Annotated in this window: 21 protein-coding genes; 6 read left to right on the top strand and 15 right to left on the bottom strand. The window is 56.9% G+C overall.

What is annotated here, in order from left to right; genetic code table 11:
* Positions 1-3: 3 nt before the first annotated feature.
* The 8 genes from ACWKV4_RS14185 to rpmH form a co-directional block, all read right to left on the bottom strand.
* On the bottom strand, positions 4-795 hold the full coding sequence (locus tag ACWKV4_RS14185) for a ParA family protein (RefSeq protein WP_483832721.1): 792 nt from the start codon (positions 793-795) through the stop codon (positions 4-6).
* A gap of 18 nt (positions 796-813) precedes the next feature.
* Positions 814-1404, bottom strand: a complete 591-nt coding sequence (gene rsmG, locus ACWKV4_RS14180; RefSeq protein WP_483832802.1) for a 16S rRNA (guanine(527)-N(7))-methyltransferase RsmG — start codon at positions 1402-1404, stop codon at positions 814-816.
* A gap of 53 nt (positions 1405-1457) precedes the next feature.
* Positions 1458-3350: a tRNA uridine-5-carboxymethylaminomethyl(34) synthesis enzyme MnmG gene (gene mnmG / locus ACWKV4_RS14175; RefSeq protein ID WP_483832720.1), complete on the bottom strand. Its 1893-nt coding sequence runs from the start codon at positions 3348-3350 to the stop codon at positions 1458-1460.
* Positions 3351-3794: 444 nt separating this feature from the next.
* Complete coding sequence (gene mnmE / locus ACWKV4_RS14170; protein WP_483832719.1) at positions 3795-5165, bottom strand: tRNA uridine-5-carboxymethylaminomethyl(34) synthesis GTPase MnmE; 1371 nt, start codon at positions 5163-5165, stop codon at positions 3795-3797.
* 68 nt (positions 5166-5233) lie between these two features.
* Positions 5234-6910, bottom strand: a complete 1677-nt coding sequence (yidC, locus tag ACWKV4_RS14165) for a membrane protein insertase YidC (RefSeq protein WP_483832718.1) — start codon at positions 6908-6910, stop codon at positions 5234-5236.
* Positions 6911-6912: 2 nt separating this feature from the next.
* Positions 6913-7158 (bottom strand): membrane protein insertion efficiency factor YidD, encoded by a 246-nt coding sequence (yidD, locus tag ACWKV4_RS14160; RefSeq protein ID WP_483832717.1) that lies wholly within the window; start codon positions 7156-7158, stop codon positions 6913-6915.
* Entirely contained in the window at positions 7151-7546 is a 396-nt protein-coding gene (gene rnpA, locus ACWKV4_RS14155) for a ribonuclease P protein component (protein WP_483832716.1), read from the bottom strand. The genes yidD and rnpA overlap by 8 nt, the downstream gene beginning before the upstream one ends.
* Before the next feature lie 17 nt (positions 7547-7563).
* The gene (gene rpmH / locus ACWKV4_RS14150; protein WP_002551315.1) at positions 7564-7698 is read right to left on the bottom strand and encodes a 50S ribosomal protein L34; all 135 of its coding nucleotides are present in this window, start codon (positions 7696-7698) and stop codon (positions 7564-7566) included.
* A 558-nt stretch (positions 7699-8256) separates the two neighbouring features.
* Between rpmH and dnaA the strand changes: the two genes are divergently transcribed.
* From dnaA to gyrB, 4 genes are read left to right on the top strand one after another with little or no spacing between them, the layout of a single operon-like run.
* Complete coding sequence (gene dnaA / locus ACWKV4_RS14145; protein ID WP_483832715.1) at positions 8257-9747, top strand: chromosomal replication initiator protein DnaA; 1491 nt, start codon at positions 8257-8259, stop codon at positions 9745-9747.
* A gap of 40 nt (positions 9748-9787) precedes the next feature.
* A complete protein-coding gene (gene dnaN, locus ACWKV4_RS14140; RefSeq protein WP_483832714.1) occupies positions 9788-10891 on the top strand; it encodes a DNA polymerase III subunit beta in 1104 nt (367 codons plus the stop codon).
* Positions 10892-10901: 10 nt separating this feature from the next.
* Positions 10902-12005, top strand: a complete 1104-nt coding sequence (gene recF, locus ACWKV4_RS14135; protein ID WP_483832713.1) for a DNA replication/repair protein RecF — start codon at positions 10902-10904, stop codon at positions 12003-12005.
* Between the two features lie 3 nt (positions 12006-12008).
* Positions 12009-14429: a DNA topoisomerase (ATP-hydrolyzing) subunit B gene (gyrB, locus tag ACWKV4_RS14130; protein ID WP_483832712.1), complete on the top strand. Its 2421-nt coding sequence runs from the start codon at positions 12009-12011 to the stop codon at positions 14427-14429.
* 112 nt (positions 14430-14541) lie between these two features.
* Here the strand turns inward: gyrB and ACWKV4_RS14125 are convergent, their stop codons facing one another.
* The 6 genes from ACWKV4_RS14125 to glyQ all read right to left on the bottom strand — a co-directional run bounded on the left by ACWKV4_RS14125 (position 14542) and on the right by glyQ (position 21426).
* Positions 14542-15636, bottom strand: a complete 1095-nt coding sequence (locus ACWKV4_RS14125) for a hypothetical protein (RefSeq protein WP_483832711.1) — start codon at positions 15634-15636, stop codon at positions 14542-14544.
* An 82-nt stretch (positions 15637-15718) separates the two neighbouring features.
* Positions 15719-16207, bottom strand: coding sequence for an Lrp/AsnC family transcriptional regulator (locus ACWKV4_RS14120; RefSeq protein WP_483832710.1), 489 nt, complete (start codon positions 16205-16207; stop codon positions 15719-15721).
* 840 nt (positions 16208-17047) lie between these two features.
* Positions 17048-17818, bottom strand: coding sequence for a lysophospholipid acyltransferase family protein (locus ACWKV4_RS14115; RefSeq protein WP_483832709.1), 771 nt, complete (start codon positions 17816-17818; stop codon positions 17048-17050).
* Positions 17819-17878: 60 nt separating this feature from the next.
* Positions 17879-18424, bottom strand: a complete 546-nt coding sequence (gene gmhB / locus ACWKV4_RS14110; RefSeq protein ID WP_483832708.1) for a D-glycero-beta-D-manno-heptose 1,7-bisphosphate 7-phosphatase — start codon at positions 18422-18424, stop codon at positions 17879-17881.
* Positions 18425-18427: 3 nt separating this feature from the next.
* On the bottom strand, positions 18428-20482 hold the full coding sequence (gene glyS, locus ACWKV4_RS14105) for a glycine--tRNA ligase subunit beta (protein WP_483832707.1): 2055 nt from the start codon (positions 20480-20482) through the stop codon (positions 18428-18430).
* A complete protein-coding gene (gene glyQ / locus ACWKV4_RS14100; protein WP_483832706.1) occupies positions 20479-21426 on the bottom strand; it encodes a glycine--tRNA ligase subunit alpha in 948 nt (315 codons plus the stop codon). The genes glyS and glyQ overlap by 4 nt, the downstream gene beginning before the upstream one ends.
* Positions 21427-21554: 128 nt before the next feature.
* On the opposite strand from glyQ, the gene ACWKV4_RS14095 reads away from it, so the two are divergent.
* On the top strand, positions 21555-22118 hold the full coding sequence (locus ACWKV4_RS14095; protein WP_483832705.1) for a DNA-3-methyladenine glycosylase I: 564 nt from the start codon (positions 21555-21557) through the stop codon (positions 22116-22118).
* A 55-nt stretch (positions 22119-22173) separates the two neighbouring features.
* On the top strand, positions 22174-23061 hold the full coding sequence (locus tag ACWKV4_RS14090) for a lysophospholipid acyltransferase (protein WP_483832704.1): 888 nt from the start codon (positions 22174-22176) through the stop codon (positions 23059-23061).
* A 10-nt stretch (positions 23062-23071) separates the two neighbouring features.
* Here ACWKV4_RS14090 and cysC read toward each other — a convergent pair whose 3' ends face one another.
* Positions 23072-25606, bottom strand: coding sequence for an adenylyl-sulfate kinase (cysC, locus tag ACWKV4_RS14085; protein WP_483832703.1), 2535 nt, complete (start codon positions 25604-25606; stop codon positions 23072-23074).
* Positions 25607-25827 lie beyond the last annotated feature (221 nt).

The raw sequence follows: 25827 nt of genomic DNA, 5'->3' as shown, positions 1-25827 counted from the left end.
TCCTTAAACCGCCGCAGCGGTACGAGCCTTGCGGCGTTGACGACGGACCATTTCGTTGGCCAGCTCCAGGTAGGCCACGGCCCCCTTGGACTGCTTATCGTACGCCAGTGCTGGCATGCCAAAGCTGGGCGCCTCGGCCAGGCGGATGTTGCGCGGGATCACGGTGTCGTACAACTGGTCGCCAAAGTGCTCCTTCAGCTGGGCGGACACGTCGTTGATCAAGCTCAGCCGCGGATCGTACATGGTTCGCAGCAAACCCTCGATCTTGAGGTCAGGGTTTATCTTCGCGCCAATGCGCTTGATGTTATCCACAAGGTCGCTCAACCCTTCGAGCGCGAAGTATTCGCACTGCATGGGGATAATTACCCCGTCGGCTGCAACTAGCGCGTTGAGGGTGAGCATCGACAGGGACGGCGGGCAGTCGATCAGAATGTAATCGTAGTTTTCGCGAACCGGTGCCAGGGCATTACGCAGTCGGCTTTCTTTCATCTGCATTTCAAGCAGTACCACCTCGGCCGCGGTGAGGTCACGGTTCGCGGGCAAAAGCTGGTAACCACCGTGCTCTGAAAACTGCATGGCCTCGTTCAGGGCGCATTCGCCGGTAAGCACGTCATAAACCGAGCGTTCTAACCCGTGTTTATCCACGCCGCTCCCCATGGTGGCGTTGCCTTGGGGATCGAGGTCGATCAACAGCACCCGCCGCCGGGTGGCGACCAGCGAGGCCGCCAGGTTGATACAGGTGGTGGTTTTACCGACCCCGCCTTTCTGGTTCGCGATTGCGAATACCTTAGCCATTGTCCCTCGTGTTCCCCGTCATGCCTTACGGCGCAGTATCAGTAGGTGCCTTTGGCCTTGGCAACCAGGTACGGCCAAGGCATGCGCGCTATCGATTTCAAAGTCAGGCGGCAATGCTACCAGTTCGTCCGCAGGATGCAGCCCCTTCATGGCCAACCAACGCGTATGGTTATCCCCAAGGTGGCGGGTCCAGGTACTGAAGTCTTCCAGGCTGCTGAACGCTCGGGACACAATCCCGTCATAGGGCTCAGCAGGCTGATACCCTTCCACTCGGCTGTGAATAACTTCAAGGTTAGCCAGCTTTAGTTCCAGTTTGACCTGGGTTTGAAAGCGGGTTTTCTTTCCGTTGCTGTCCAGGGTGGTCACAGACCTTTCCGGGAACAGAACCGCCAGCGGAATCCCAGGCATGCCCCCGCCGCTGCCCACGTCGAGCCAGCGCTTGGCGCTGCCAAGGTAGGGCACAATGCTTAGGCTATCGAGCAAATGCCTGGAAACCATCTCGTCTGGGTTACGTACAGCGGTCAGGTTGTAAGCCTTGTTCCATTTGATCAACAGCGCCAAATAACCGAGCAGTTGCGCTTCTTGGGTAGAGGTCAACTCGATACCCATTGCCTTGGCGCCTGTGGACAACTCCTGCCGCTGCCCGGCGGTAATTACTCCTGTCACAGGCTAGTCTCCACCTGACGAGCCGCGCCGCGTTTTTTCAAATGGATCATCAGCAGTGAGACAGCTGCCGGCGTTACACCTGGGATGCGCGAAGCCTGGCCAAGGGTCTCTGGCCGGGCTTGGCTGAGCTTGCTTTGAATTTCCTTCGACAATCCAGAAATGCTCAAGTAATCGATATCCACAGGCAGTTGTACGCTTTCGCTGGCTCGCAGCCGGTGGATATCTTCTTGTTGGCGCTCGATGTAACCCGCGTACTTGACCTTGATTTCGACCTGCTCGGCCACCTGTGGATCAATAGGTTCAGCGCCTGTCAGCTGGGTGAGGCTGGCGTAATCCACTTCCGGGCGGCTGAGCAGGTTAAGCAGGTGGTATTCGTGGGCAAGCGGGGTACCGTAATGCGCCGCTACCGCTTCACCCACTGCGGTACCGGGGCGTACCCAGGTAGTCTTGAGGCGCTGCTCTTCCCGTTCGATCGCCTCGCGCTTCGTGCAAAACGCCGCCCAACGGTCATCATCGACCAAGCCTAGGCGTCGGCCGGTTTCGGTAAGGCGTAGGTCAGCGTTGTCTTCACGCAGAATCAACCTGTATTCGGCGCGCGAGGTAAACATCCGATAGGGTTCTTGAGTGCCCAGGGTAATCAGATCATCCACCAATACACCAATGTAGGCCTCGTCGCGGCGCGGGCACCAAGCAGCTTCGCCCCTAGCCCGAAGCGCTGCGTTGGTACCTGCCAACAAACCTTGGGCACCGGCCTCTTCGTAACCGGTAGTGCCGTTGATCTGGCCTGCGAAAAACAAACCTTCGATAGCTTTGGTTTCCAGGCTGTATTTCAAATCCCGGGGATCGAAGTAATCGTATTCGATGGCATACCCGGGCCGCATGATATGGGCGTTTTCCATTCCACGAATCGAGCGCACGATCTGTAACTGAACGTCGAACGGTAGTGACGTTGAAATCCCGTTGGGGTACAGCTCGTGGGTCGTGAGCCCTTCAGGTTCGATAAATACCTGATGGCTATCTTTGTCCGCGAACCTGTGGATCTTGTCTTCAATGGACGGGCAATACCGAGGCCCGACCCCCTCGATCACCCCTGAATACATGGGGGAGCGATCAAGATTCGCGGCGATGATCTCGTGGGTGCGGGCATTGGTATGGGTAATCCAGCAACTCACCTGGCGAGGATGCAATGCGGCGTTACCCATGAACGACATCACTGGCGTGGGCGTGTCGCCAGGCTGTTCGGTCATTACCGAAAAATCCACCGACTTGCCATCGATGCGCGGCGGCGTACCGGTTTTCAAGCGGCCTACTCGCAGGGGCAACTCACGTAACCGTTTGGCCAGTGCAATGGACGGCGGGTCGCCAGCGCGGCCACCCGAGTAATTATCCAAGCCAATGTGGATAAGCCCACCTAGGAACGTGCCTGCGGTCAGCACTACGGATTCCGCTAGGAACCTTAGGCCCATCTGTGTCACCACGCCACGTACCTGATCCCCTTCGACGATCAAGTCATCACAAGCCTGTTGGAATATCCACAGATTGGGCTGGTTTTCCAGAATGTCGCGAATGGCTGCCTTGTACAACACACGATCGGCCTGAGCGCGGGTTGCCCGTACCGCTGGGCCTTTCCGGTTGTTCAGTACACGGAACTGAATCCCGCCCTTGTCGGTAGCCAGTGCCATGGCCCCGCCGAGGGCGTCGATTTCCTTGACCAAATGGCTTTTGCCAATCCCACCGATAGCGGGGTTGCAGCTCATCTGGCCCAAGGTTTCGACGTTATGGGTAAGCAGCAAGGTTTTGGTACCCATTCGCGCGGAAGCGAGCGCGGCCTCGGTACCGGCATGGCCACCGCCGATGACGATCACTTCAAAACGGGAAGGGAAATCCACCACGCACCTCGTGCCTGTTCATATGGGTAATTTGGGATAGCTGCGCAGTATAGGGAATGTAAGCCCTCGAATGAAACCGTCTGTGCAAAAAATAGCCAAGCCATGATCAGCGGCTGTTAACAAAAACATAAAAGAAAAGAGATTTATAAAAGCTTTGTTTTTATGTTTATTTTTAGTGGAGTCATCTTCTGTGGATAACTATCTCAAGCCCAGGCAGTATAAGGTTTCACGGGATGTGGAAAACTGTCGATAGGTAGGCTTGAGGTATCTGGGTAACCCCGAATAAGCTGTGCATAAATCGAAGGTTATACACATAGAGGTTTTATCTACCGGTATGAGGCCTGCTTATCCTGAGGGCTTAACCTGACTTTTCCACAGGGCTTATTTTTGCATTGGGTATAAAAAAACCGGCCAGAAGGCCGGTTTGAGATGAACTAACGTCGTTTATTTGCCGATGCAGAAGCTTGTAAAAATACGCCCCAGCAGGTCGTCAGAGGAAAACTCACCTGTGATCTCACCTAAGCACTGCTGTGCCTGGCGCAAATCCTCGGCCAATAGCTCCCCAGCAGCGGCCTGTATAAGCTGCTCGCGCCCATGTTCCAGGTAGGCCTGAGCTTGACGCAGTGCGTCCAAGTGACGACGGCGGGCACTGAAGCTGCCTTCTGCCGTTTGCTCATAACCTATGACGGCCTTCAGATGGTCACGCAGCAACGCCAGCCCTGACCCCGTGTCCAGCGCGCTCAATGTGAGCACGGCTTCTCCTGCGTCCTTCTGGAGCAGCCCAGGGGCTTCACCAGTCAGGTCGGCCTTGTTACGGACCACGGTAACCTTGCTCAAGGCTGGCGCGCTTTCCAGAAATTCGGGCCAGAGCACATGCGGGTCCACTGCCTCTGGGCTACTCGAATCCACTACCAGGAGAATGCGATCTGCATCCTGGATGGCTTTCAAGGCGCGTTCCACGCCGATTTTTTCAACCACATCTGCAGTGTTGCGTAGCCCAGCGGTATCGATAACGTGCAGTGGCATGCCGTCTATGTGGATATGTTCATGCAAGATATCCCGGGTAGTGCCGGCAATATCCGTCACGATGGCGGCTTCACGCCCTGCCAGCAAATTGAGCAGGCTTGATTTGCCTGCATTGGGGCGGCCGGCGATAACCAGGGTCATGCCATCGCGCACCAAGGCACCTTGACTGGCTTCGCGCAGCACCGTGGCCAGCGAAGCGCGAATCGTATCCAGACGTGACAGCACAAGCCCATCGGCCAGGAAGTCGATCTCTTCTTCCGGAAAGTCGATCGCCGCTTCGACGTAAATGCGTAGTTGGATCAGGCGCTCGGTCAGGGCGGTGACTTCCCTTGAGAACACACCTTGCAGAGAGCGCACGGCGTTGCGCGCTGCCTGTTCGGAGCTCGCCTCGATCAGGTCAGCGATTGCCTCTGCCTGGGCAAGGTCGAGCTTGTCATTGAGAAAAGCACGCTCGCTAAATTCCCCTGGGCGGGCCATACGGCAGCCAAGTTCGATACAACGGTTAAGCAGCATGTCCAGCACGACCGGCCCACCGTGGCCCTGCAGTTCTAGTACATCTTCGCCAGTGAACGAATGAGGCCCACGAAAAAAAAGCGCCAAGCCTTCATCGATTACGTTCCCCTGGCCTGTGTGAAACCCGCCATGGTGAGCGTAGCGAGGTTGTAGTTTGCGATGGACGATCTGATCTGCAATCGCTTCGGCGGCTGGCCCTGAGACCCGCACGATCCCTACTCCGCCTCTGCCTTGTGCGGTAGCGATAGCAACAATGGTGTCTTTGGAAAAGCTCATGAGTTATCCACGGCTAGGAGAAAGCAAAACGCCCCTATGAAGGGGCGTTTGCGTATAAGTGTAGCGGATCAGGCAGACGCTTTAGCGGTTGCCCGTTCGATGCTACGGGTAATGAACCACTGCTGCAGGATCGACAGCGTGTTGTTGGTGATCCAGTACAGCACCAGGCCGGCAGGGAACCACAGGAAGAAGAAGGTGAAGACGATAGGCATCAGCTTCATGACCTTCGCTTGCATCGGGTCCGGCGGCGCGGGGTTCAAACGCTGCTGAATGAACATGGTAGCGCCCATGATGATCGGCAGAATGAAGAACGGGTCCTTGATGGAAAGGTCGGTGATCCAGAACATCCAAGGCGCCTGGCGCATCTCGACGCTCTCGAGCAGTACCCAATACAGAGCGAGGAACACGGGCATCTGTACAACGATCGGCAGGCAGCCACCGAGCGGGTTGATCTTCTCTTTCTTGTACAGCTCCATCATCGCCTGAGACATTTTCTGGCGATCGTCACCGAATTGTTCTTTCAGTGTTGCCAGGCGTGGCGCAACGGCGCGCATCCGGGCCATGGACTTGTAACTGGCAGCCGACAGCGGGAAGAACAGAAGCTTGATCAATACCGTTAGGCAAATGATCGACCAGCCCCAGTTGCCCAGCAGGTTGTGGATATGTTTGAGCAGCCAGAAGATCGGTTGCGCAATGAACCACAGGAAGCCGTAATCGACCGTCAGTTCCAGGCCTGGGGACAGCTCTTTGAGACGGCCTTGGATTTTCGGGCCGGCATACAGCGTGGCGGTGGTTTCAACCTTGGCGCCAGGTGCGGCGGTCAGGGTTGGGCCGGTGAAACCTACGATGTAGTTACCCTGGCTGTCTTTGCGGGTCATTACGTTGTTGCTATCGCCACTGGCAGGAATCCATGCGGTTACAAAGTAATGTTGCAACCAGGCAACCCAACCGCCCTGCACCGTTTCCTTGAATTGGCCTTTATCGATGTCCTTCATTGGGACTTTCTTGTAAGGCTCGGAAGTTGTCCACAGTGCGGCACCTAGGTAGGTGGCGGTACCGGTGGCGGTGCTGGAAGACGGATCGGAACTCGCGTCGCGCTTAAGCTGAGCGAACAGGTTACCTACCCAAGCTTGATTGCTCTGGTTGTCGATCAGGTAGCTAACGGTGAGATCATACTCGCCACGCTTGAGGGTGAAACGTTTGATGTAGTTGACGCCATTCTGGCTGTACGACAGGTCTACGACCAAATCTTCCTGCCCTTCGGCCAGTTGATAACTAGGCTTTGCAGAACTGTACAACGGGCGACCGGACGCCTGAACGTCGGGACCATTGGCGCCAGTCAGGCCGCTTTGGGCAAGATAGGTGCGTTCTGAACCGTTATCAAACAGCTGGAAGGGTATTTCTGGATGATCCTGGCGCCGTGGATATTGAGGCAGCGTTAGCTGCACGATATCACCGCCTTTTGGATCGATGGCCAAGTCCAGCACATCGGTACGGACGCGAATCAATTCCTGGCTAGTGGCCGTGGTTGCGGGAGCAGTGGCCAAGGGGGCATTGGTATCAGGCACGTCGGACGTTGTCGCATTGGCTCCGGGTGCTTGAGGCAGATCCGAAGGAATGGTCGCCTGAGTCGCCACGCTCGGGGTCGGCAACGCCGCTTGCCCGTAGTCCTGGTTCCACTTCAACACCAGAACGTAGGCCACGACTGCCAGGGCGCCCATCAGGATCGTACGTTTTATATCCATGATTACTCGGCTATCGAATTATTACGAAGGGTGGACACGGGCGGGACCGGATCGAAGCCGCCTGCATTCCAAGGATGGCAGCGCCCCAGCCGGCGAACGGTCAGCCAGCCCCCACGCCACACGCCGTGTTCGGTGATGGCTTCTTGGGCATAACAGGAGCAACTGGGATAGAAACGGCAATGGCTGGCCATCAGTGGGCTAATGGCGTAACGGTAAAACTGGATCGGTAGCAGGACCAGTTTACGCATCTTGGCTGTGCTGTTCCTTGGGTTCGGTATGGACAACTGGCCGGTTTCGGGCCAGACGCTTCCAGAGCTTGACGAAATGCTGATGCAGCTCGGCGTTTTCGATGTCGCCCAGCCCCTTTCGGGCAACGATGACAAGGTCCCAGCCAGCCAGGGTTTCCTGGTGACGGCGAAAGGAATCACGAATCACGCGTTTTATGCGATTGCGCTGCACTGACAGCTTGACGCTTTTCTTGCCGATCACCAGCCCGAGGCGTGGATGATCGAGCTGGTTGTCCTTGGCAAGGATCAGGAGATGCTTCCCCGGGACCTTACCGGTCGGGGAGTCAAAGACTGCCTTGAATTGCTTCGGAACGAGCAGTCGCTTGTCCCGGCTAAAGTCCTGACTCACCTACCTGTGCCAGCAAATCAGACAGCCAGACGCTTACGGCCCTTGGCGCGGCGACGCGACAGGACTGCGCGACCGTTCTTGGTTGCCATGCGAGCACGGAAACCGTGGGTACGAGCGCGCTTGATGGTGCTGGGTTGGAAAGTACGTTTCATGGAAGGTTACCTGGTTGGCGGCCTGGGCCCCAATGGCCCGGTTTTCAAGAGACCGGCGATTCTAGTGAAAGCCTGGGCGTAGGTCAATTTCCGACCAGCTTTTCCTTACATATGGTAACGAGGTTTATGAAAGGCAGGGTGGTGCTGAAATAGAAATAAAAAAGAAGGCATATAAAAAGCTTTTTTGTAGAGCTTATAAAGCTTGAGGAGGCATTTCGTTGTGGATAACCTTTCCCAGCCCACCAACCACAAGGGTTTCAAGGCGCCAAAAGGTTGTCCACAACTCGCCTACAAGGTGTTAGGTTTGTGGATAAAACCTGTGCACAAGAGAAGTAGATATCCACAGGCTGCTTATCCACAGGTTTTAAGCTCAGGTAGTGCACTGCCCTTAGGTTGAGTTGTCCACAAAGCTTAAGAAGGTGGTTTACGCGAACAAGTGGGGTTTTTGAAGGTGGTGCGTGGGCTGTATTGCCCTATGGTGTGGATAACTTCTTAGGGGCTAGGTACAATGGCCCACGCTTCCTTGCCCATCGGGCTTATCTATCTCAGGGGATTCCTGTGTCAGTGGAAATCTGGCAGCAGTGCGTGGAATTGCTCCGCGAGGAACTGCCTGCTCAACTGTTCAATACCTGGATACGTCCGCTTCAGGCCGAAGTGGAGGGCGACGAGCTTCGTATCTACGCGCCTAACCGGTTTGTGCTGGACTGGGTAAATGAAAAATACCTGGGCCGTTTGCTCGAGCTGATGTCCGATCGTACAGAGGGCGCCGCGCCAGCGTTGTCTTTGCTGATCGGAAGTCGGCGTAGTTCTACTCCGCGTACTGCCGCAACCGCGCCCTTGGCGGCCTCCGCGGCGCCTCCAGCAACCGCGGTACCGGCGGCACAACCACCTGCTCCGCCTGTTGCCCTGGCTGCGGCTCCGGCTTCGAGTGATCCAGAACCGTCAAGAGACAGCTTTGATTCGATGACCGCGCCGGCCAGCACTCGTGGAGAATCGCGCAGCGTTCAGGTTGAAGGGGCGCTCAAGCACACTAGCTACCTCAATCGCACCTTTACCTTCGAAAATTTCGTTGAAGGTAAATCCAACCAGTTGGCACGGGCTGCTGCATGGCAAGTGGCGGACAACCCAAAGCATGGCTATAACCCCCTCTTTCTATATGGCGGGGTTGGCTTGGGTAAGACGCACTTGATGCATGCCGTGGGTAACCACCTGCTGAAAAAAAACCCCAATGCCAAGGTCGTCTACCTGCATTCGGAGCGCTTCGTTGCGGATATGGTCAAGGCGTTGCAGCTCAATGCAATCAATGAGTTCAAGCGTTTCTATCGCTCGGTGGACGCGCTCCTGATCGACGATATTCAGTTCTTCGCACGGAAGGAGCGTTCCCAAGAGGAATTCTTCCATACCTTCAATGCGTTGCTGGAAGGTGGTCAACAGGTCATCTTGACCAGTGACCGCTATCCAAAGGAAATCGAAGGGCTGGAAGAACGTCTCAAATCGCGGTTTGGCTGGGGCCTTACCGTTGCAGTCGAGCCACCCGAGCTGGAAACCCGCGTTGCCATTCTCATGAAGAAAGCTGACCAAGCAAAGGTAGAGCTGCCCCATGACGCAGCGTTCTTCATTGCCCAGAGGATCCGCTCCAACGTCAGAGAGCTTGAAGGTGCTCTCAAGCGCGTCATCGCTCACGCCCACTTCATGGGGCGGGACATCACCATCGAGTTGATTCGCGAATCTCTGAAAGACTTACTTGCCCTGCAGGACAAGCTGGTGAGTGTGGATAATATCCAGCGTACCGTAGCCGAATACTACAAAATCAAGATCTCCGATCTGCTATCCAAGCGTCGATCTCGATCCGTAGCCCGGCCCCGGCAAGTGGCCATGGCGTTATCCAAAGAGTTGACTAACCATAGCCTTCCGGAAATCGGTGATGTATTCGGTGGTCGAGACCATACCACCGTGCTTCACGCTTGCCGAAAGATCAATGAATTGAAGGAATCTGACGCGGACATTCGCGAGGATTACAAGAACCTGCTGCGTACGCTGACTACTTGACGCGCGCGCGGCCGCCACGAAAGGCCAGGAACTGACCCCCATGCATTTTTCCATTCAACGTGAGGCTTTGCTCAAGCCACTGCAACTGGTAGCCGGTGTAGTGGAACGTCGTCAGACACTGCCTGTACTGTCCAACGTGCTGTTGGTGGTTCAGGGGCAACAGTTATCTTTGACCGGCACTGATCTGGAGGTTGAGCTCGTAGGGCGAGTGCAGCTGGATGAAGCCGCCGAGCCAGGTGAAATCACAGTTCCCGCACGCAAGCTTATGGATATTTGCAAAAGCCTGCCTAACGATGCTTTGATTGATGTGCGTCTAGACGAGCAGAAGCTAGTCGTTAAAGCTGGGCGTAGCCGTTTTACGCTGTCTACATTGCCGGCAGATAACTTCCCTACCGTCGAGGAAGGTCCTGGTTCGCTGACCTGCACCTTGGCGCAAGGCAAGCTGCGTCGGCTCATCGAGCGCACTGGCTTCGCCATGGCCCAGCAAGACGTACGTTATTACCTCAATGGCATGCTGTTGGAAGTGTCCACAGGTGTGATTCGAGCAGTCGCCACGGACGGTCACCGCCTCGCGATGTGTTCAATGACCGCTGAGCTTGGCGAGGCCGATAAACATCAGGTCATAGTACCGCGTAAGGGTATCCTCGAACTGGCTCGGCTGCTGACCGATCCCGATGGAACGGTAAGCATCGTATTAGGAATGCATCACATCCGCGCGACCACCGGCGAATTCACCTTCACCTCGAAGTTGGTAGACGGTAAGTTTCCGGATTACGAGCGAGTACTCCCTAAAGGGGGTGATAAGTTCGTGCTCGGGGATCGCCAAGCGCTGAAGGAAGCCTTCAGCCGTACTGCTATTTTGTCCAACGAGAAATACCGTGGGATTCGCTTGCAGCTCGATAGTGGTCAGCTAAAGATTCAAGCCAACAACCCCGAGCAGGAAGAAGCAGAAGAAGAGATTGGCGTGGATTACACCGGTGGTGCCCTGGAGATCGGCTTCAATGTTAGTTATCTGTTGGACGTGCTAGGCGTGATGACGACTGAGCAGGTTCGTTTGGTGGTGTCTGATTCCAACAGCAGCGCCTTGCTTCAGGAAGCCGATAACGACGACTCCTCGTACGTCGTGATGCCGATGCGCCTTTGATCGCTGCTTAATGTCACTTTCTCGTGTGTCCGTCACTGGGGTGCGTAACCTGCATCCCGTGACCCTGCTACCTTCCCCCCGTATCAACATTCTCTATGGCGATAATGGCAGTGGAAAGACCAGTGTCCTTGAGGCAATACATCTACTCGCCCTCGCGCGCTCATTTCGCAGCACACGCCTTCAGCCGGTTATCCAATACGACCAGCCCGCCTGTACGGTATTTGGTCAGGTAGCCTTAGCGTCAGAACGTTCTTGCGCCTTGGGTGTGAGCCGCCAGCGGGATGGAGAGTTTCTTATCCGTATCGACGGGGAGAACGCCAAAAGCGCTGCGCAGCTGGCTGAAGTGCTTCCACTGCAGCTGATTAACCCTGACAGTTTCCGACTGTTAGAGGGCACGCCCAAGATCAGACGCCAGTTCTTGGATTGGGGTGTGTTCCACGTGGAACCTCGTTTCCTAATCGCATGGCAGCGCCTCCAGAAGGCCCTGAAGCAACGTAACTCCTGGCTTCGCCATGGTACACTTGATGCAATGTCACAAGCCGCCTGGGACCGCGAACTGACCCTAGCAAGCAGCCAAATTGATGACTACCGGCGGGCCTATATCTTCGCTCTAAAGCCGGTCTTCGAGCATATCCTTGCTCAGTTGGTTGAGTTACCCAACCTCACCCTCAGTTACTATCGAGGGTGGGACAAAGATCGCGAGTTGGCTGACGTGCTTTCCTCGTCATTGATACGAGACAGGCAATTGGGGCATACCCATGCAGGACCACAACGCGCAGATTTGCGCCTTCGTCTAGGTCAGCACAATGCCGCAGAGATACTTTCAAGAGGTCAGCAAAAGCTTGTGGTATGCGCGTTGCGTATTGCCCAAGGCCATTTATTAGACCAAGCCCGTCGGAGCCAGTGTGTCTACCTGGTTGACGACCTGCCCTCCGAGCTAGATGAGCAGCACCGCAAAGCATTATGTCGGTTGCTCGAAGAACTGAACTGCCAGGTGTTTATCACCTGTGTTAACCACGATTCACTGATTGAAGACTGGCTCGGGGAGACACCCGTTTCGTTGTTCCACGTGGAACATGGCCATATTAGTCAGACTGCGCAACATCAGGAGTGAAGCATGAGCGAGAACCAGACGTACGACTCCTCCAGCATTAAAGTGCTAAAAGGCCTGGACGCGGTTCGTAAGCGCCCTGGTATGTACATCGGCGATACGGACGACGGCAGTGGCTTACACCACATGGTGTTTGAGGTGCTGGATAACTCGATTGATGAAGCCCTGGCCGGGCACTGTGATGACATTACTGTCACTATCCACCCTGACGAATCTATTTCGGTCCGCGACAATGGCCGTGGCATTCCTGTAGATGTACACAAGGAGGAAGGTGTATCCGCAGCCGAGGTCATCATGACCGTGCTGCACGCCGGCGGTAAATTCGATGACAACTCCTACAAGGTTTCCGGTGGGCTTCACGGCGTAGGTGTATCCGTAGTGAACGCGCTTTCTGAATCTCTTCTGCTGACTGTTCGCCGCAGTGGCAAAATCTGGGAGCAGCACTATGTACATGGGGTGCCCGAGGCGCCCATGGCAACCGTGGGCGACAGCGAAACCACCGGTACGGAAATTCACTTCAAGCCATCGGCTGAGACTTTCAAGAATATTCACTTCAGCTGGGATATTCTGGCAAAGCGTATTCGCGAGCTGTCTTTCCTTAACTCGGGTGTTGGCATCCTGCTGAAGGATGAGCGCAGCGGTAAGGAAGAGTACTTCAAATATGAAGGCGGCCTGCGTGCCTTTGTGGATTACCTGAATACGAACAAGACCACGGTGAATCAGCAGGTCTTCCATTTCAATGTTCAGCGTGAAGACGGTGTAGGCGTGGAAATCGCCCTGCAATGGAATGACGGTTTCAACGAAAATCTGCTGTGCTTCACCAACAACATTCCTCAGCGCGATGGCGGTACACACCTGGTAGGCTTCCGCTCCGCCCTTACCCGTAATCTGAATACCTACATTGAGCAAGAAGGCCTAGCAAAGAAGAACAAAGTGTCGACGACGGGTGACGATGCGCGGGAAGGCTTGACCGCGATCATCTCTGTAAAAGTGCCAGACCCTAAGTTCAGCTCCCAGACCAAAGACAAGCTGGTGTCTTCGGAGGTGAAAACAGCCGTGGAACAGGAAATGGGTAAGTACTTCTCTGACTTCCTGTTGGAAAATCCCAACGAAGCCAAGGCTGTAGTCGGCAAAATGATCGATGCCGCCCGCGCTCGTGAAGCTGCTCGTAAAGCACGGGAAATGACCCGTCGAAAAGGCGCATTGGACATTGCCGGCCTGCCAGGGAAATTGGCGGACTGCCAAGAGAAGGACCCTGCCCTTTCCGAACTGTACCTAGTGGAGGGCGACTCTGCCGGGGGGTCAGCCAAGCAAGGCCGTAACCGCAAGACGCAAGCCATTCTGCCGCTCAAGGGTAAAATCTTGAACGTAGAAAAGGCGCGTTTCGACAAGATGATCTCCTCGCAGGAAGTGGGCACCCTGATTACCGCGCTCGGCTGCGGTATCGGGCGTGAGGAATACAATATCGAGAAATTGCGCTACCACAACATCATCATCATGACGGATGCGGACGTCGATGGCTCCCACATCCGTACTTTGTTGCTGACGTTCTTTTTCCGGCAACTACCGGAGCTGATCGAACGTGGCTACGTGTATATTGCCCAACCACCCCTATACAAGGTGAAAAAGGGCAAGCAGGAGCAGTACATCAAGGACGATGAGGCCATGGAGGAGTACCTCACTCAAACCGCCCTGGAAGACGCCAGCCTGCATTTAGGTGAAGAGGCACCCGGTATTAAGGGTGAAGCGCTTGAGCGCCTGGTAAACGATTACCGGATGGTGATGAAAACCCTCAAGCGCCTTTCTCGCCTGTACCCTCAGGACATCACAGAACACTTCGTCTATGTGCCTCCAGTGTCCCTTGAGCAACTGGGCGACCATACCGCAATGACGGAGTGGCTCGAAGGCTTTGCCAAGCGTCTGCAGCGTTCTGAGAAGTCTGGGTTGGCGTACAAGGCTTCATTGCGTGAGGACAAGGAGCGCAGTGTATGGCTGCCCGAGGTAGAGATCGTATCTCATGGCTTGGCTAGCTACGTGACCTTCAACCGTGACTTCTTTGGCAGTAATGACTACCGAACTGTTACCGCCCTGGGGGCTCAGCTTAACGGTTTGCTAGAGGCCGGTGCCTGGGTACAGCGCGGTGAACGGAAGAAGCCGGTAGGTGAGTTCAAGGAAGCGCTGGACTGGCTGATGACGGAAACCGCCAAGCGTTACAGCATTCAACGATACAAAGGGCTGGGTGAAATGAACCCTGATCAGCTGTGGGAAACGACGATGGACCCAAGCGTGCGTCGCATGCTTAAAGTAACCATTGAAGATGCCATTGGCGCTGACCAGATCTTCAACACCTTGATGGGCGATGCCGTAGAACCTCGGCGTGACTTTATTGAAAGCAACGCATTGGCAGTGTCCAACTTGGACTTCTAATCGCGTGTAGAAAACCCCCGAGTGCTATAAATCGCGCTTGGGGGTTTTTATTGCTTACCGGAAAGCAAACGAGGGGTATGGCGCCCTCCCCTTCTGCTATCTGTCTAAAGCATCAACGACGGTTGTTCAGATCGCTACGAATGACGGCTTCAGGCTTGCCTGGCCAGGTACCGGTGATATCGATGTACATATTACCCAGCGGCCATTGAGCCAGAGGCAGGTCCCAGTTGAAGGTCTGCTTCACATTATTGATCAGGCCCAGGAATGTTAGCTCAAGCGTAATCTGCGTGGCCCCTAGTGGGATATTGGCAAAGCTGCCAGACAAGCCCCCGCTGATGACTACCTCCGGTTCGGTCTTACGCACTCCGTCAACCGTGTAGTGAAGGGTTGCTCGGGTAGTGTAGGTGGTGACTTTACTGGCCTTGCTGTCCAGATGGATGGCTAGGCCATTCACCCTACCCCGCCAGGCTGGAAGAACCGTAGTACCTTCGAACGAGGAAAATGAATAGGCCAATGGGATAGGCGATTGCGCAGCTTGCCCTTCAGTGGCCGGCCATACATGCTTATCCACAGAGCGCGTGGCACGGCTGTAGTCGTAGCTGGCTTTTACCGAGCCCTTAGGGCCCGCTTCGCCTAGAAGCGCATGCAGGGCATCTGCGGAGCCTCCTAGCGTGTAGGTGGAATCACGGTCGTTAGCGCCAATATTGACGCCGGACTGTGCATAGATCACTTGGGTGATAACCCCAAAACCTTGAGCAATCTTACCGCTCTGAGCAAAGCCGACCTTCTTCGCTTCGCCCAAAAGCCAATCGTACTGATCGCTCAACGCCCCCAGATTGCTAACGGTGGCTTCTTTAGCGATAGCGAACTCAGACGCAAGGCTGTCTTTGTTTTCAAACTTCCAAACGAATTCCACTTCAGGGCTGATACGCAAACCAGTGTGAGGGTCCACAATGCTTGCTTGGCCCTTGGCTTCTCCCTGATGACGGCTTACACCTTCACTGCTCAGCTTCCAAGTAGCAGGAATGATATCTTCCTGCACTTCAACGGTGGGCAGCTTGGAGGAGACAAGTTTGAAGGCCCCTGTGGAGGGGTCAACGAAGCCCACGGCACCCGGCTGAACGTGTGAGGCCAAAGCCCAATTGCCCCATAGGTTGGGGCGGCTCTGGCGGATAAGGTCGGTAAAGCGATTGTTCCAATCAGACATACGGTGCTCCATGCATTTTCAGTGGAGCGCAGAGCCTAATCGGATCGCCACGGCTATCCGAGCTGGAAGCTATTCCGCGGTCTCAGTCACCGATGACCAGCCCATTGGGTGGTAACGGCAACGCGGTTTTATAGCGTACCTGTTTGAGGGCAAAGCTCGAGCGGATGTTCGCAACACCTGGAAAACGGGTGAGGTGGTTAATAATAAACCGCTCCAGCGCGTGGATATCAGGTACCAGTACTCGGATCAAATAGTCTGCGTCCCCACTCATCAAGTAGCACTCCATTACTTCTGGCCGTTGGGAAATAGCCTCCTCAAAGCGTGCGAGTGCTCCGTCCACTTGCTTTTCCAGGCTGACGTGAATGAACACGTTTACATGCAGGCCGAGCATCTCGGGCGCAAGCAAGGTGACTTGTTGTTTGATCAGGCCGAGTTCTTCCATGACTCTCACCCGATTAAAACAAGGGGTTGGGGATAAGTTTGCAGACTTGGCCAGTTCTGCATTGGTAATTCGAGCATTGTCTTGAAGCGCGTTGAGAATCGTAATGTCAGTGCGGTCCAGCTTGCGCATGGTTGCGTCCCTGTGAAATTTCTTTGCTAGGCGACCTGAAAACAGAAGGGTGTAGGCTTTTTGCCATTACTCGCTAGCTACTGTTAAGAACGATTTATACAATGTGGTACGTAATACATTATTTATAATAGAACCCATATTTAGGGCGGTTAACTTGAAATTACAGTATGAATAGTACGAAATGCTATAAAAAGAAGTCGATTTGGCACGGCCTTTAGAATCCTGAGCCTTTTCAGATCAGCGTTAATCAATACCATGGGACGCTGCGAGAACAACAGCGACGGGTGAAGCAAATGAAATACCTTGCCCACCGTATAAGGGGCTCGTGAATCAAATCCTGGAGTAACAGGAAGGATAGTTATCCCCAAGCAGCCAAGCTGAGGATAGGCGTTCAGATATGCTCTGTTAGGGCATGGAAAGTCAGCGCAACCTATGCTGTGGATAACGGACGCAGCTTCGCGACTTGTTTCGCCAAGATGACGCCTATGGTCCGAAAGGCGCTATAAACGGTAGCGGGAGCCGGAAGAGCGGCTATATTCATCCGATCAGCAACAGAACAGGCGCGCGAGCGTGGTGAAGCGTGCGGGAGGGATTAGGCGCGTAAACCGGCGATAGGCCGAAGAGACCGTCTGCTAGCTCGGTAGGCCTCGAACGAGGCAGGCCTGGGGTACTTATTGGATAGCAAATGAACCCTTCTGGGGGCGCTTAATCCGCGCCCGCAGAAAAAGTTATGCACGTTTTTCAGCCCATTATAAGGCGAAAAAAACCGCTTATTTTTCAGTGGCCTATAGCCAGGTTAAGGCGGTCTCTGACAAAACTACGCACAAGTTATCCACAAAATTAAACAAGTTTACCGGTGTCGATTGGGGTGGCGTCTACAAGCCAACCCATTTGGCGTTGAGTATTGGTTATCCAGGCCGCGGCACGGTCGTTGAGTTCAGCTGTGGCGCGGGGGCCAGTGCCTTCTGCGAACAAGGGCGCGCCTATTACCACATCAATCACGCCCGGGTGCTTGCTCCAGCCTTCCTTTGGCCAAAACTTGCCAGCGTTGTGGGTGATAGGTAATACCGGCAGATTGGCATTGACCGCCAGAGCTGCACCACTTCGAGTGAATTTACCCACAGTGCCGAACGGCACCCGGGTGCCCTCGGGGAAAATTAGTACCCACACGCCATCCTTGAGCAGCACATCCCCCTTGCTGGCGACTTGGCGCAAGGCCTCCTTGGGGTTATCTCGGTTAATTGCGATAGGTCGCAGCATGGCCATGGCCCAGCCAAAGAAGGGCACATACAGTAGTTCCTTCTTAAGCACCTGGCTCAGCGGCTGAAAATAAGCCGACAAAAAGAAGGTTTCCCAAGTGCTCTGATGGTTGGAGAGGATCACACAGGGTGTAGGTGGAACATTGTGCTCGCCGGTAATCCGAACCTGTATGCGCAGAAATACCCGGGTAAGCAGTAAAGCGAAGCGGCACCAGTACACATTGATAAAACGGTAGCGCGCGGGAAACTTAAGGAAGGGGCATACGAAAAAGCCCAAGCTGCACCAGATCAGCGCGCTTAGGCCAAGTAATACATAAAACACAGCGATTCGAATGGCCAGCCATGGGGACATATGATGGTTACCGTGCGGAGCCAGCTCCGGGAAAGTGACCCTGCACCGGAGGCGCGAGGATCAGTGGGCGGTGTTAGAGGTCAATAACGCCTCTGCCACCGCAGCCAGGTTGTTGAATTCAAGCGTGCCATCGGGCAATACACCAACGGCGGTTTTCTTACCTTTGCCCGTGTTCACCAATACGGGTTGAGCACCGGCGGCAACCGCCGCGGCCAAGTCGCTCGCACTGTCACCTACGAACCACACGCCATCCAAAGCCACGCCATAATGCTGCGCAATGGCCTGGAGCATGCCCGGTTTGGGCTTGCGGCATGCACAGGCTTCAGTAGGGCCATGCGGGCAGTGGACCACCAAGCCCAGTTCGCCCCCCTGGCTCCCTACCAGCGCCCGCAGGTGCGCATGCATGGCCTCCAGGGTTGCCACCGAGTAATAACCCCGAGCGATGCCGGACTGGTTAGTCGCGACTGCCACAGCCCAACCGGCCTTGCTCATGCGAGTGATCGCCTCTACCGAACCAGGAATGGGTACCCATTCCTCCACTGATTTGATATAGGCGTCCGAGTCCTCGTTGATGACCCCATCTCGGTCAAGGATGATCAGCTTCACGAATTAGCCCAGGAACGAGATATCAGCCACACCTAGGAACAGCCCACGCAGCCTTGCCAGCAAGGCATAACGGTTGGCGCGTACCTTGGGGTCCTCGGCGTTGACCATAACCGCCTCGAAGAAGGCATCCACAGGTTCACGCAATGCGGCCAGGCGGGCCAGGGCTTCGTTGTACTGACGGGCTTTAGCCATGGGTTGCACGGCATGGTCAGCCTGCTGAATGGCCGAATACAGCGAGAACTCATGAGCGTTATCGAAGTATTTAGGTTCCACAGTGCTGGCTACCGCGCCTTCGGCCTTGCTTAAGAGGTTCGACACCCGCTTGTTGACCGCGGCAAGCGCTTCGGCCTCCGGCAACCGGCGGAACGCCTGTACTGCCTGAACACGCTGGTCGAAGTCCAGCGCCGAGCCCGGCTTAAGCGCACGCACCGCCAGGTAGCTGGCGACGTCCACGCCTTCGTCCTCGTAACGAGCGCGCAGGCGGTCGAAGATAAACTCCAGCACTTGCTCGCCCAGTACGTTGTTATCTACCTTGGTGCCATAGAGCGAAACAGCAAAGTTCACGGTTTCAGTCAGGTCCAATTCGAGCTTTTTCTCAATCAGGATACGCAGCACGCCCAAGGCCGCGCGACGCAAAGCGTAGGGGTCTTTGCTGCCAGTAGGCAGCATGCCAATACCAAAGATACCGGTCAGGGTATCGAGCTTGTCAGCGATGGCAACGGCCGCGCCGGTCAGGGTTTGCGGAAGCTCCGCCCCTGCCCCGCGAGGCATGTATTGTTCGTTCAACGCTTGCGCGATATCGGTCGGCTCGCCATCGTTGAGCGCGTAGTAGTAGCCGGCAACGCCTTGCATCTCCGGGAACTCGCCAACCATCTCGGTGGCCAGGTCGCACTTGCTCAACAACCCGGCACGGCCGGCACGTTGGCCGTCACCGCCGATACGCGAGGCAATGTAAGCGGCAAGCCTGGATACCCGCTCGGCTTTGTCGTACACACTGCCCAGCTGGGCTTGGAATACCACATTCTGTAGGCGAGCGTTGAAGCTTTCCAGGGTTTGCTTTTTGTCTTGGTTGAAGAAGAACTCTGCGTCGGTCAGGCGCGGGCGCACTACCTTCTCGTTACCCTCAACGATCTGTTGGGGGTCCCGGCTTTCGATATTGGCGACGGTGATGAAACGCGGCAGCAGCTTGCCGTCCGCGTCCAGCAGGCAGAAATACTTCTGGTTGTCCTGCATGGTGATGATCAAGGCTTCCTGGGGAACCTGCAGGAAACGCTCTTCGAAAGAACATACCAGTGGTACGGGCCACTCTACCAAAGAGGCGACTTCGTCCAGCAAGGCCGGGGGCACGATGGCCGTGCCTTCTTGCTGCACGGCAAGTTCGGCTACGCGCTTACGGATGATTTCTCGCCGCTCGTTCAAGTCCGCCAGTACATAGGCTTTGCGAAGGTCTTGCGCGTAGCTGGCCGGCGAGCTGATACGCACGGCCTCCGGGTGATGGAAACGATGGCCGCGGGACTCTCGACCAGCCCGCTGGGCCAGCAACGTGCAGTCCACTACCTGATCGCCGAGCAGCATGACCAACCACTGAGTCGGGCGCACGAACTCGTCTTTGCGAACGCCCCAGCGCATGCGCTTGGGAATTGGCAGATCGTTGAGGGAATCTTCCACGATAGTGGGCAGCAGGCTGGCCGTTGGCTTACCGGTGATGGTCTGGCTAAAGCGCAGCTTTGGCCCGCTTTGGTCTATCTCGCTGATGTCCACGCCGCATTTGCGGGCAAAGCCCAAGGCAGCCTGGGTAGGCTTGCCTTCGGCGTCGAAAGCCGCCTGGCGGGGTGGGCCGTCCAGGTTTACGCTGCGGTCGGCCTGCTGAACATCCAGCCCGCTTACCAGCACCGCAAGGCGGCGTGGGGCGGCGTAATAACGGCTAGCGGTGTAGTTGAGCCCAGCGCCTTGCAGGCCCTTCTGGATGCCTGCGAGGAAAGCTTCGCCTAGGGTCGCCAGGGCTTTGGGTGGCAGTTCTTCAGTGCCCAGTTCGACCAGAAAATCTTGCGCACTCATTGTGCAGCCTCCAGCTTAGCCAACACTTCGTCTCGCAACTGTGGGGTTGCCATGGGGAAGCCCAGGCGTGCCCGTGCCTGCAAGTAGCTCTGCGCCACGGCCCGGGCCAAGGTGCGCACACGCAGGATGTAGCGTTGCCGCTCGGTCACGGAAATGGCGCGCCGGGCGTCCAGCAGGTTGAAGGTATGGGAGGCCTTCAGCACCATTTCATAGGTAGGCAATGGCAGTTGCAATTCGATCAGGCGGTTGGCTTCGCTTTCATAGAAATCGAAGAGTTCGAACAGCTTCTCGACGTTGGCGTGTTCGAAGTTGTAGGTCGACTGTTCCACCTCGTTCTGGTGGAACACGTCGCCGTAGGTCACCTTGCCGAACGGGCCATCCGTCCATACCAGGTCGTAGACCGAATCCACGCCTTGCAGGTACATGGCCAGGCGTTCCAGCCCGTAGGTGATTTCACCAGTGATGGGGTAACATTCGAGGCCGCCCACTTGCTGGAAGTAGGTGAACTGGGTCACTTCCATACCGTTGAGCCACACTTCCCAACCCAGGCCCCAGGCGCCCAGGGTAGGCGATTCCCAGTTGTCTTCCACGAAGCGTACATCGTGGACGGTAGGGTCCAGGCCGATGCGTTCGAGCGAACCCAGGTACAGCTCCTGGAAGTTTTCGGGGTTGGGCTTGAGCACCACTTGGAACTGGTAATAGTGCTGCAGGCGGTTAGGGTTCTCGCCATAACGGCCATCACCAGGGCGGCGGCTGGGCTGCACATAGGCGGCGTTCCAGTTCTCTGGCCCTACGGCGCGCAGGAAGGTGGCGGTGTGAAAGGTGCCAGCGCCTACTTCCATATCGTAAGGCTGAAGCACCACGCAACCTTGCTCGGCCCAGTACTGTTGCAGGGCCAGAATCAAGTCTTGGAAGGTACGCACGGCTGGCGTAGGCTGGTTCACAAATTCACCTGTATCTTGGGCTGCGAATATAAAGAGCGGGAGTATAACCTGAATCGCCTCGCTCACTAAGCCATGGCGAAAAGTGGCTGCGTTCACTGCCCTTCCCACTGCCTCACGCCTGGAGCCCCATGCCACGTTGCCTTTGGTGTACCGCCGACCCACTTTACCAGGCCTACCACGACCTCGAATGGGGTATTCCTCTGCATGATTCGCAGCGGCTGTTTGAGCTATTGGTACTCGAAGGCTTCCAGGCGGGGCTGTCGTGGATCACCATTCTGAAAAAGCGCCAGCGTTACCGCGAAGTGCTGTTTGGCTTTGATCCGCAGCGCCTGGCACGCATGACGGATGTGGAACTTGAAGAGCGAATGCAGGATGCCGGTATCATCCGCAATCGCATGAAACTCAACGCCGCCCGTCAGAATGCACAGGCGTGGCTGCGCTTGGAAAACCCCGTGGCGTTTCTCTGGGCCTTCGTGGGCGGTAGCCCCCTGATCAACCATTTCGCCAGGCATGCGGATATCCCCACTCAAACCCCGCAAGCCCAGGCCATGAGCAAGGCCCTAAAGAAGGCAGGTTTTAGCTTCGTGGGGCCGACCATTTGTTATGCCTACATGCAGGCCAGCGGCATGGTCATGGACCACACTACCGATTGCGACCGCTACGCGGCGCTCAGTACGCCACCTGCCGCCTGAGCTTGCCAGGGCCAGCTGGGTTAGAATGGCCGGCTTCTCACCTAGGGAGTGACCTGTGGAAAAGTTCAAGGGCGTCGTGATGGTAGGCGTGCTCAAAGCGTTCGCGCGCCTGCCATGGGGCGGCGTGCAATGGGTGGGCGCGGCCATCGGCTGGCTGATGTGGAAGGTGCCAAACCGTTCCCGCGAGGTGGTACGGATCAACCTCGCCAAATGCTTCCCGGACATGCCCGCGGCGGAGCGCGAGCGCCTGACCGGGGCGGCACTGAAGGACATTGGCCGCTCTTTCACCGAAAGTGCTTGTGCGTGGATCTGGCCGGCGGAGCGTTCCCTTGCATTGATCCAGGATGTCGAAGGGCTGGAGGTGCTGCAGCAAGCGCTAGCGAGCGGCAAGGGCGTGGTAGGCATTACTAGCCACCTGGGTAATTGGGAAGTACTCAACCACTTTTACTGTAACCAGTGCAAACCGATCATTTTCTACCGGCCGCCCAAGCTCAAGGCGGTGGACGAGCTGCTGCAAAAGCAACGCGTGCAGCTAGGCAACAGAGTGGCGGCTTCCACCAAGGAAGGCATTCTTAGCGTCATCAAGGAAGTGCGCAAAGGTGGCCAAGTGGGCATCCCGGCGGACCCTGAACCGGCGGAATCCGCCGGTGTGTTCGTGCCCTTCCTCGGTACCCAGGCGCTGACCAGCAAATTCGTGCCCAACATGCTGGCCGGTGGCAAGGCCGTGGGCGTGTTCCTGCATGCGGTACGCTTGCCCGATGGTTCTGGCTTCAAGGTAATGCTCAAGGCAGCGCCCGAAGCCATGTACAGCACAAACGTGGAGGAGTCCGCGGCCGCCATGAGCAAGGTGGTTGAAGACTATGTACGGGCGTACCCCAGCCAGTACATGTGGAGCATGAAGCGTTTCAAGAAGCGCCCGCCAGGTGAGGCGAGGTGGTATTGAGGCTCGGCGCTTAGCGGCAGTCTCCCAGCGCTGTGAGCAAAGGCTCGAGCCACGCCTCATAATTGCGCCAGCGCTGCACCGAGCGGGTGTAAAGAGGCTCACGTACCTGAGTTACGCTAGCGGTGCGAACGCTGCGTGTGTTGCGATGGAAGTCCAGGCAGGCGTCATCCCAGGGCAGCCCGCAGAACTCAAGCAGGCGCGCGGTTTGCCCGGGAAGATCGGCGACTAGCTCTTCGTAACGCACTTCCAGCATTCGGCCTGCCGGCATCACGTCATGCCAATGCTTCATCAAGCGAGCATAGTGACGGTAATGCAAGCCCAGCTCGACCAGGTCATAGGTAGCTTCCTGGTGCTCGCTGAACAGCCGAGTAAAGCACGACAGGCAGGTATCTACAGGGTCGCGGCGCACATGCACGATTCGCGCGCGTGGCAACATTGCTGGAATCAAACCGGCGCCCATGTAGTTGGCCGGTAGCTTATCGGTAATGCGTATTGCGTCCGGGCCGTGACGGCGCAGGCGCTCTACGTACTCTCGCCCTCGTGTGCCAAGGTCGCTGGTCGTAGCCTGTGCCAGGTTGAGGGGGTAGGGTTGGGCTGGCTGCCCGGGCAAGGGCATTTGCAGCAACCGCATCAGGTCATGCAGCTCACCGGCACCGCTGACCTGCGGGTGGCTGGCGAGGATCTGTTCAGTAAGGGTGGTGCCGGAACGGGGCATGCCAAGCACGAAGATCGGCAGCTCGCTAGGGTCGCCGTTGCCTTCCAGTGAACGTAACCGCGGCGCGTCGAAGTGCTGGATGATCGCTTCGATACGTGCCTCGTCGGCCTCGCTGCTGTAGTCAAAGGTTGCACGCTTGAGGCGGGCGCCTTGTTCGAAGTGGGCGAAGGCGCGCGCGTAGTCGCCTAGTTCGTCGTAACCCTTGCCTAATCCATAGCATAGGGCGATGCGCCGGCCGGGGCTGGCCTGGATGGCCCCGGCCAATAGCGCCTCCATGCGAATGAGGTTGTCATCACCAGGGCGCGCCTTGCGTGCCTGCGCCAGGTGATACCGGGCACCATGGTGTTCAGGGGCCTGGGCCAGCGCTTGTTCCAACAGGTTGATCGCTTCGGGTTGATGGCCGCGCTCCAGCGCCAAGCTGGCGAGCCCCACCAGGGCTTCGGTGCAGCCCGGCTGCAAGACTAACGCCCTTCGCAGGGCGTGCTCGGCGCGTTCGGCGTCCCCCTCTTCAGCCGCCAGGGTGCCTAATTGGCACCAGCCTTCAACACTGTTTGGGCTATGTGCCAGCCCAGCTTCCAATAGGTGCAGGGCTTGCTCACGCTGGTCCAGCTCGGCCAGACAGCGGGCCAGCCCGACAGTGGCCTTGATGTGCCCCGCGCGCAATTGCAAAGCGTGCTCCAACAGACTACGCGCCTGCGCCGGGCGCGCTTGGCGCAGGCGGGCCAAACCCAGATTGCACAGCGCATCCGCGCTGTTCGGCGCTAGCTTGATGGCCTGTTCCAATACCTGGACCGCCTCATTGAGGCGTTCCGCTTGCATCAACACGGCGCCTAGGTTGGACAGTGCTTCGGCGTAGTCCGGGCGACATAGCAGCGCTTGCCGATAGCCGCCAATGGCGGCCTCCAACTGTCCACGGGCATGGGCGATACTGGCTAGGTTGTTAAGGGAAGGCGCCATCGTTGGCTGCAAGCGCAGGGCAGTGCGATGGCACGCCTCGGCCTGGTCCAGTTCTCCCACATCGAACCAGGCCAGGCCCAGATTGCTGTGCGCCGAGGCCAATGCAGGCGCCAGTGCTACCGCGCGTTCTCCATAGGCCACCGCCTGGCGCGGTTGGCCCTGCTGGCGGAGCATTTCCGCGAGATTGCTGTGCAGCAGCGGTGCATCAGGCGCGTCTTCGATCAGCCGGACCATGGCCTGCAAGGCCTCAGCCGCCTGGCCATGGCGATAGAGGTGCAGGGCTCGTTCATGGCGCACTTCCAGCGACGGTTCTTCCGGGCGTGCCGAGCGTAGAATGCCCAGCGCATAGCGGTACAGCCGTTCCACACTGGCGTCCAGGCTTTCCCGGTGAGTATCAAGGCGTAGCTCGGGCGTGGCCGGGGCTTCGTAGGGCGCGTTGACCCCGGTGAACCCGGCAAGCTCGCCGGCACGGGCGCGCCGGTAAAGGCCCTTGGGGTCCCGCGCCTCACAGGTGGTCAGGTCCGCCGCCACGTGGATCTCATGAAACCTGGGCGTGGCCCGCCGGGCGCGTTCGCGATCAGCACGGTAAGGGGAAATCAGCGAAACGATACACAGCAGGCCAGCGTCGGCGAACAGCGCCGCCACCTCGGCGGTTCGCCGGGCGTTTTCAGCGCGGTCTTTCGGGTTGAAGCCCAGGTCCGCGTTCAAACCCGTACGCAGTCGGTCACCATCGAGTAGGTAGCAGGGATAGCCGGCCGCCTTCAGACGGGCCGCAACCGCCTCGGCGAGGGTGGTTTTACCGGCACCGGAAAGCCCGGTCAGCCACAGTACGGCCCCCTGAGCAGGGGCGGAAATGGGTGAAGACGTGGTCACGAGGGCAATCGCTCCGGTCGCGAGGCGGTGCGGGCATGGCCGTTCGGCTTGGATGGAGTGAAGCAGTTGGAGAAAGTGGTCGACTGCCTCTTCTGACCAGGGCTGCGGTTATCCATAAGCTACCCTGCGTGCTGGGGTGATGAAGCAGTGGTATAAGGCTTCCCACATAACTTGTCAAAGCTATGTATCGGTTTGCTTACAGTACCTGAGAGACCCCGTCA

The organism is Pseudomonas artemisiae (genome assembly GCF_057128685.1).
The sequence above is the reverse complement of the archived record's forward strand: the minus strand, read 5'-3'. Positions and strand labels throughout refer to the sequence as shown.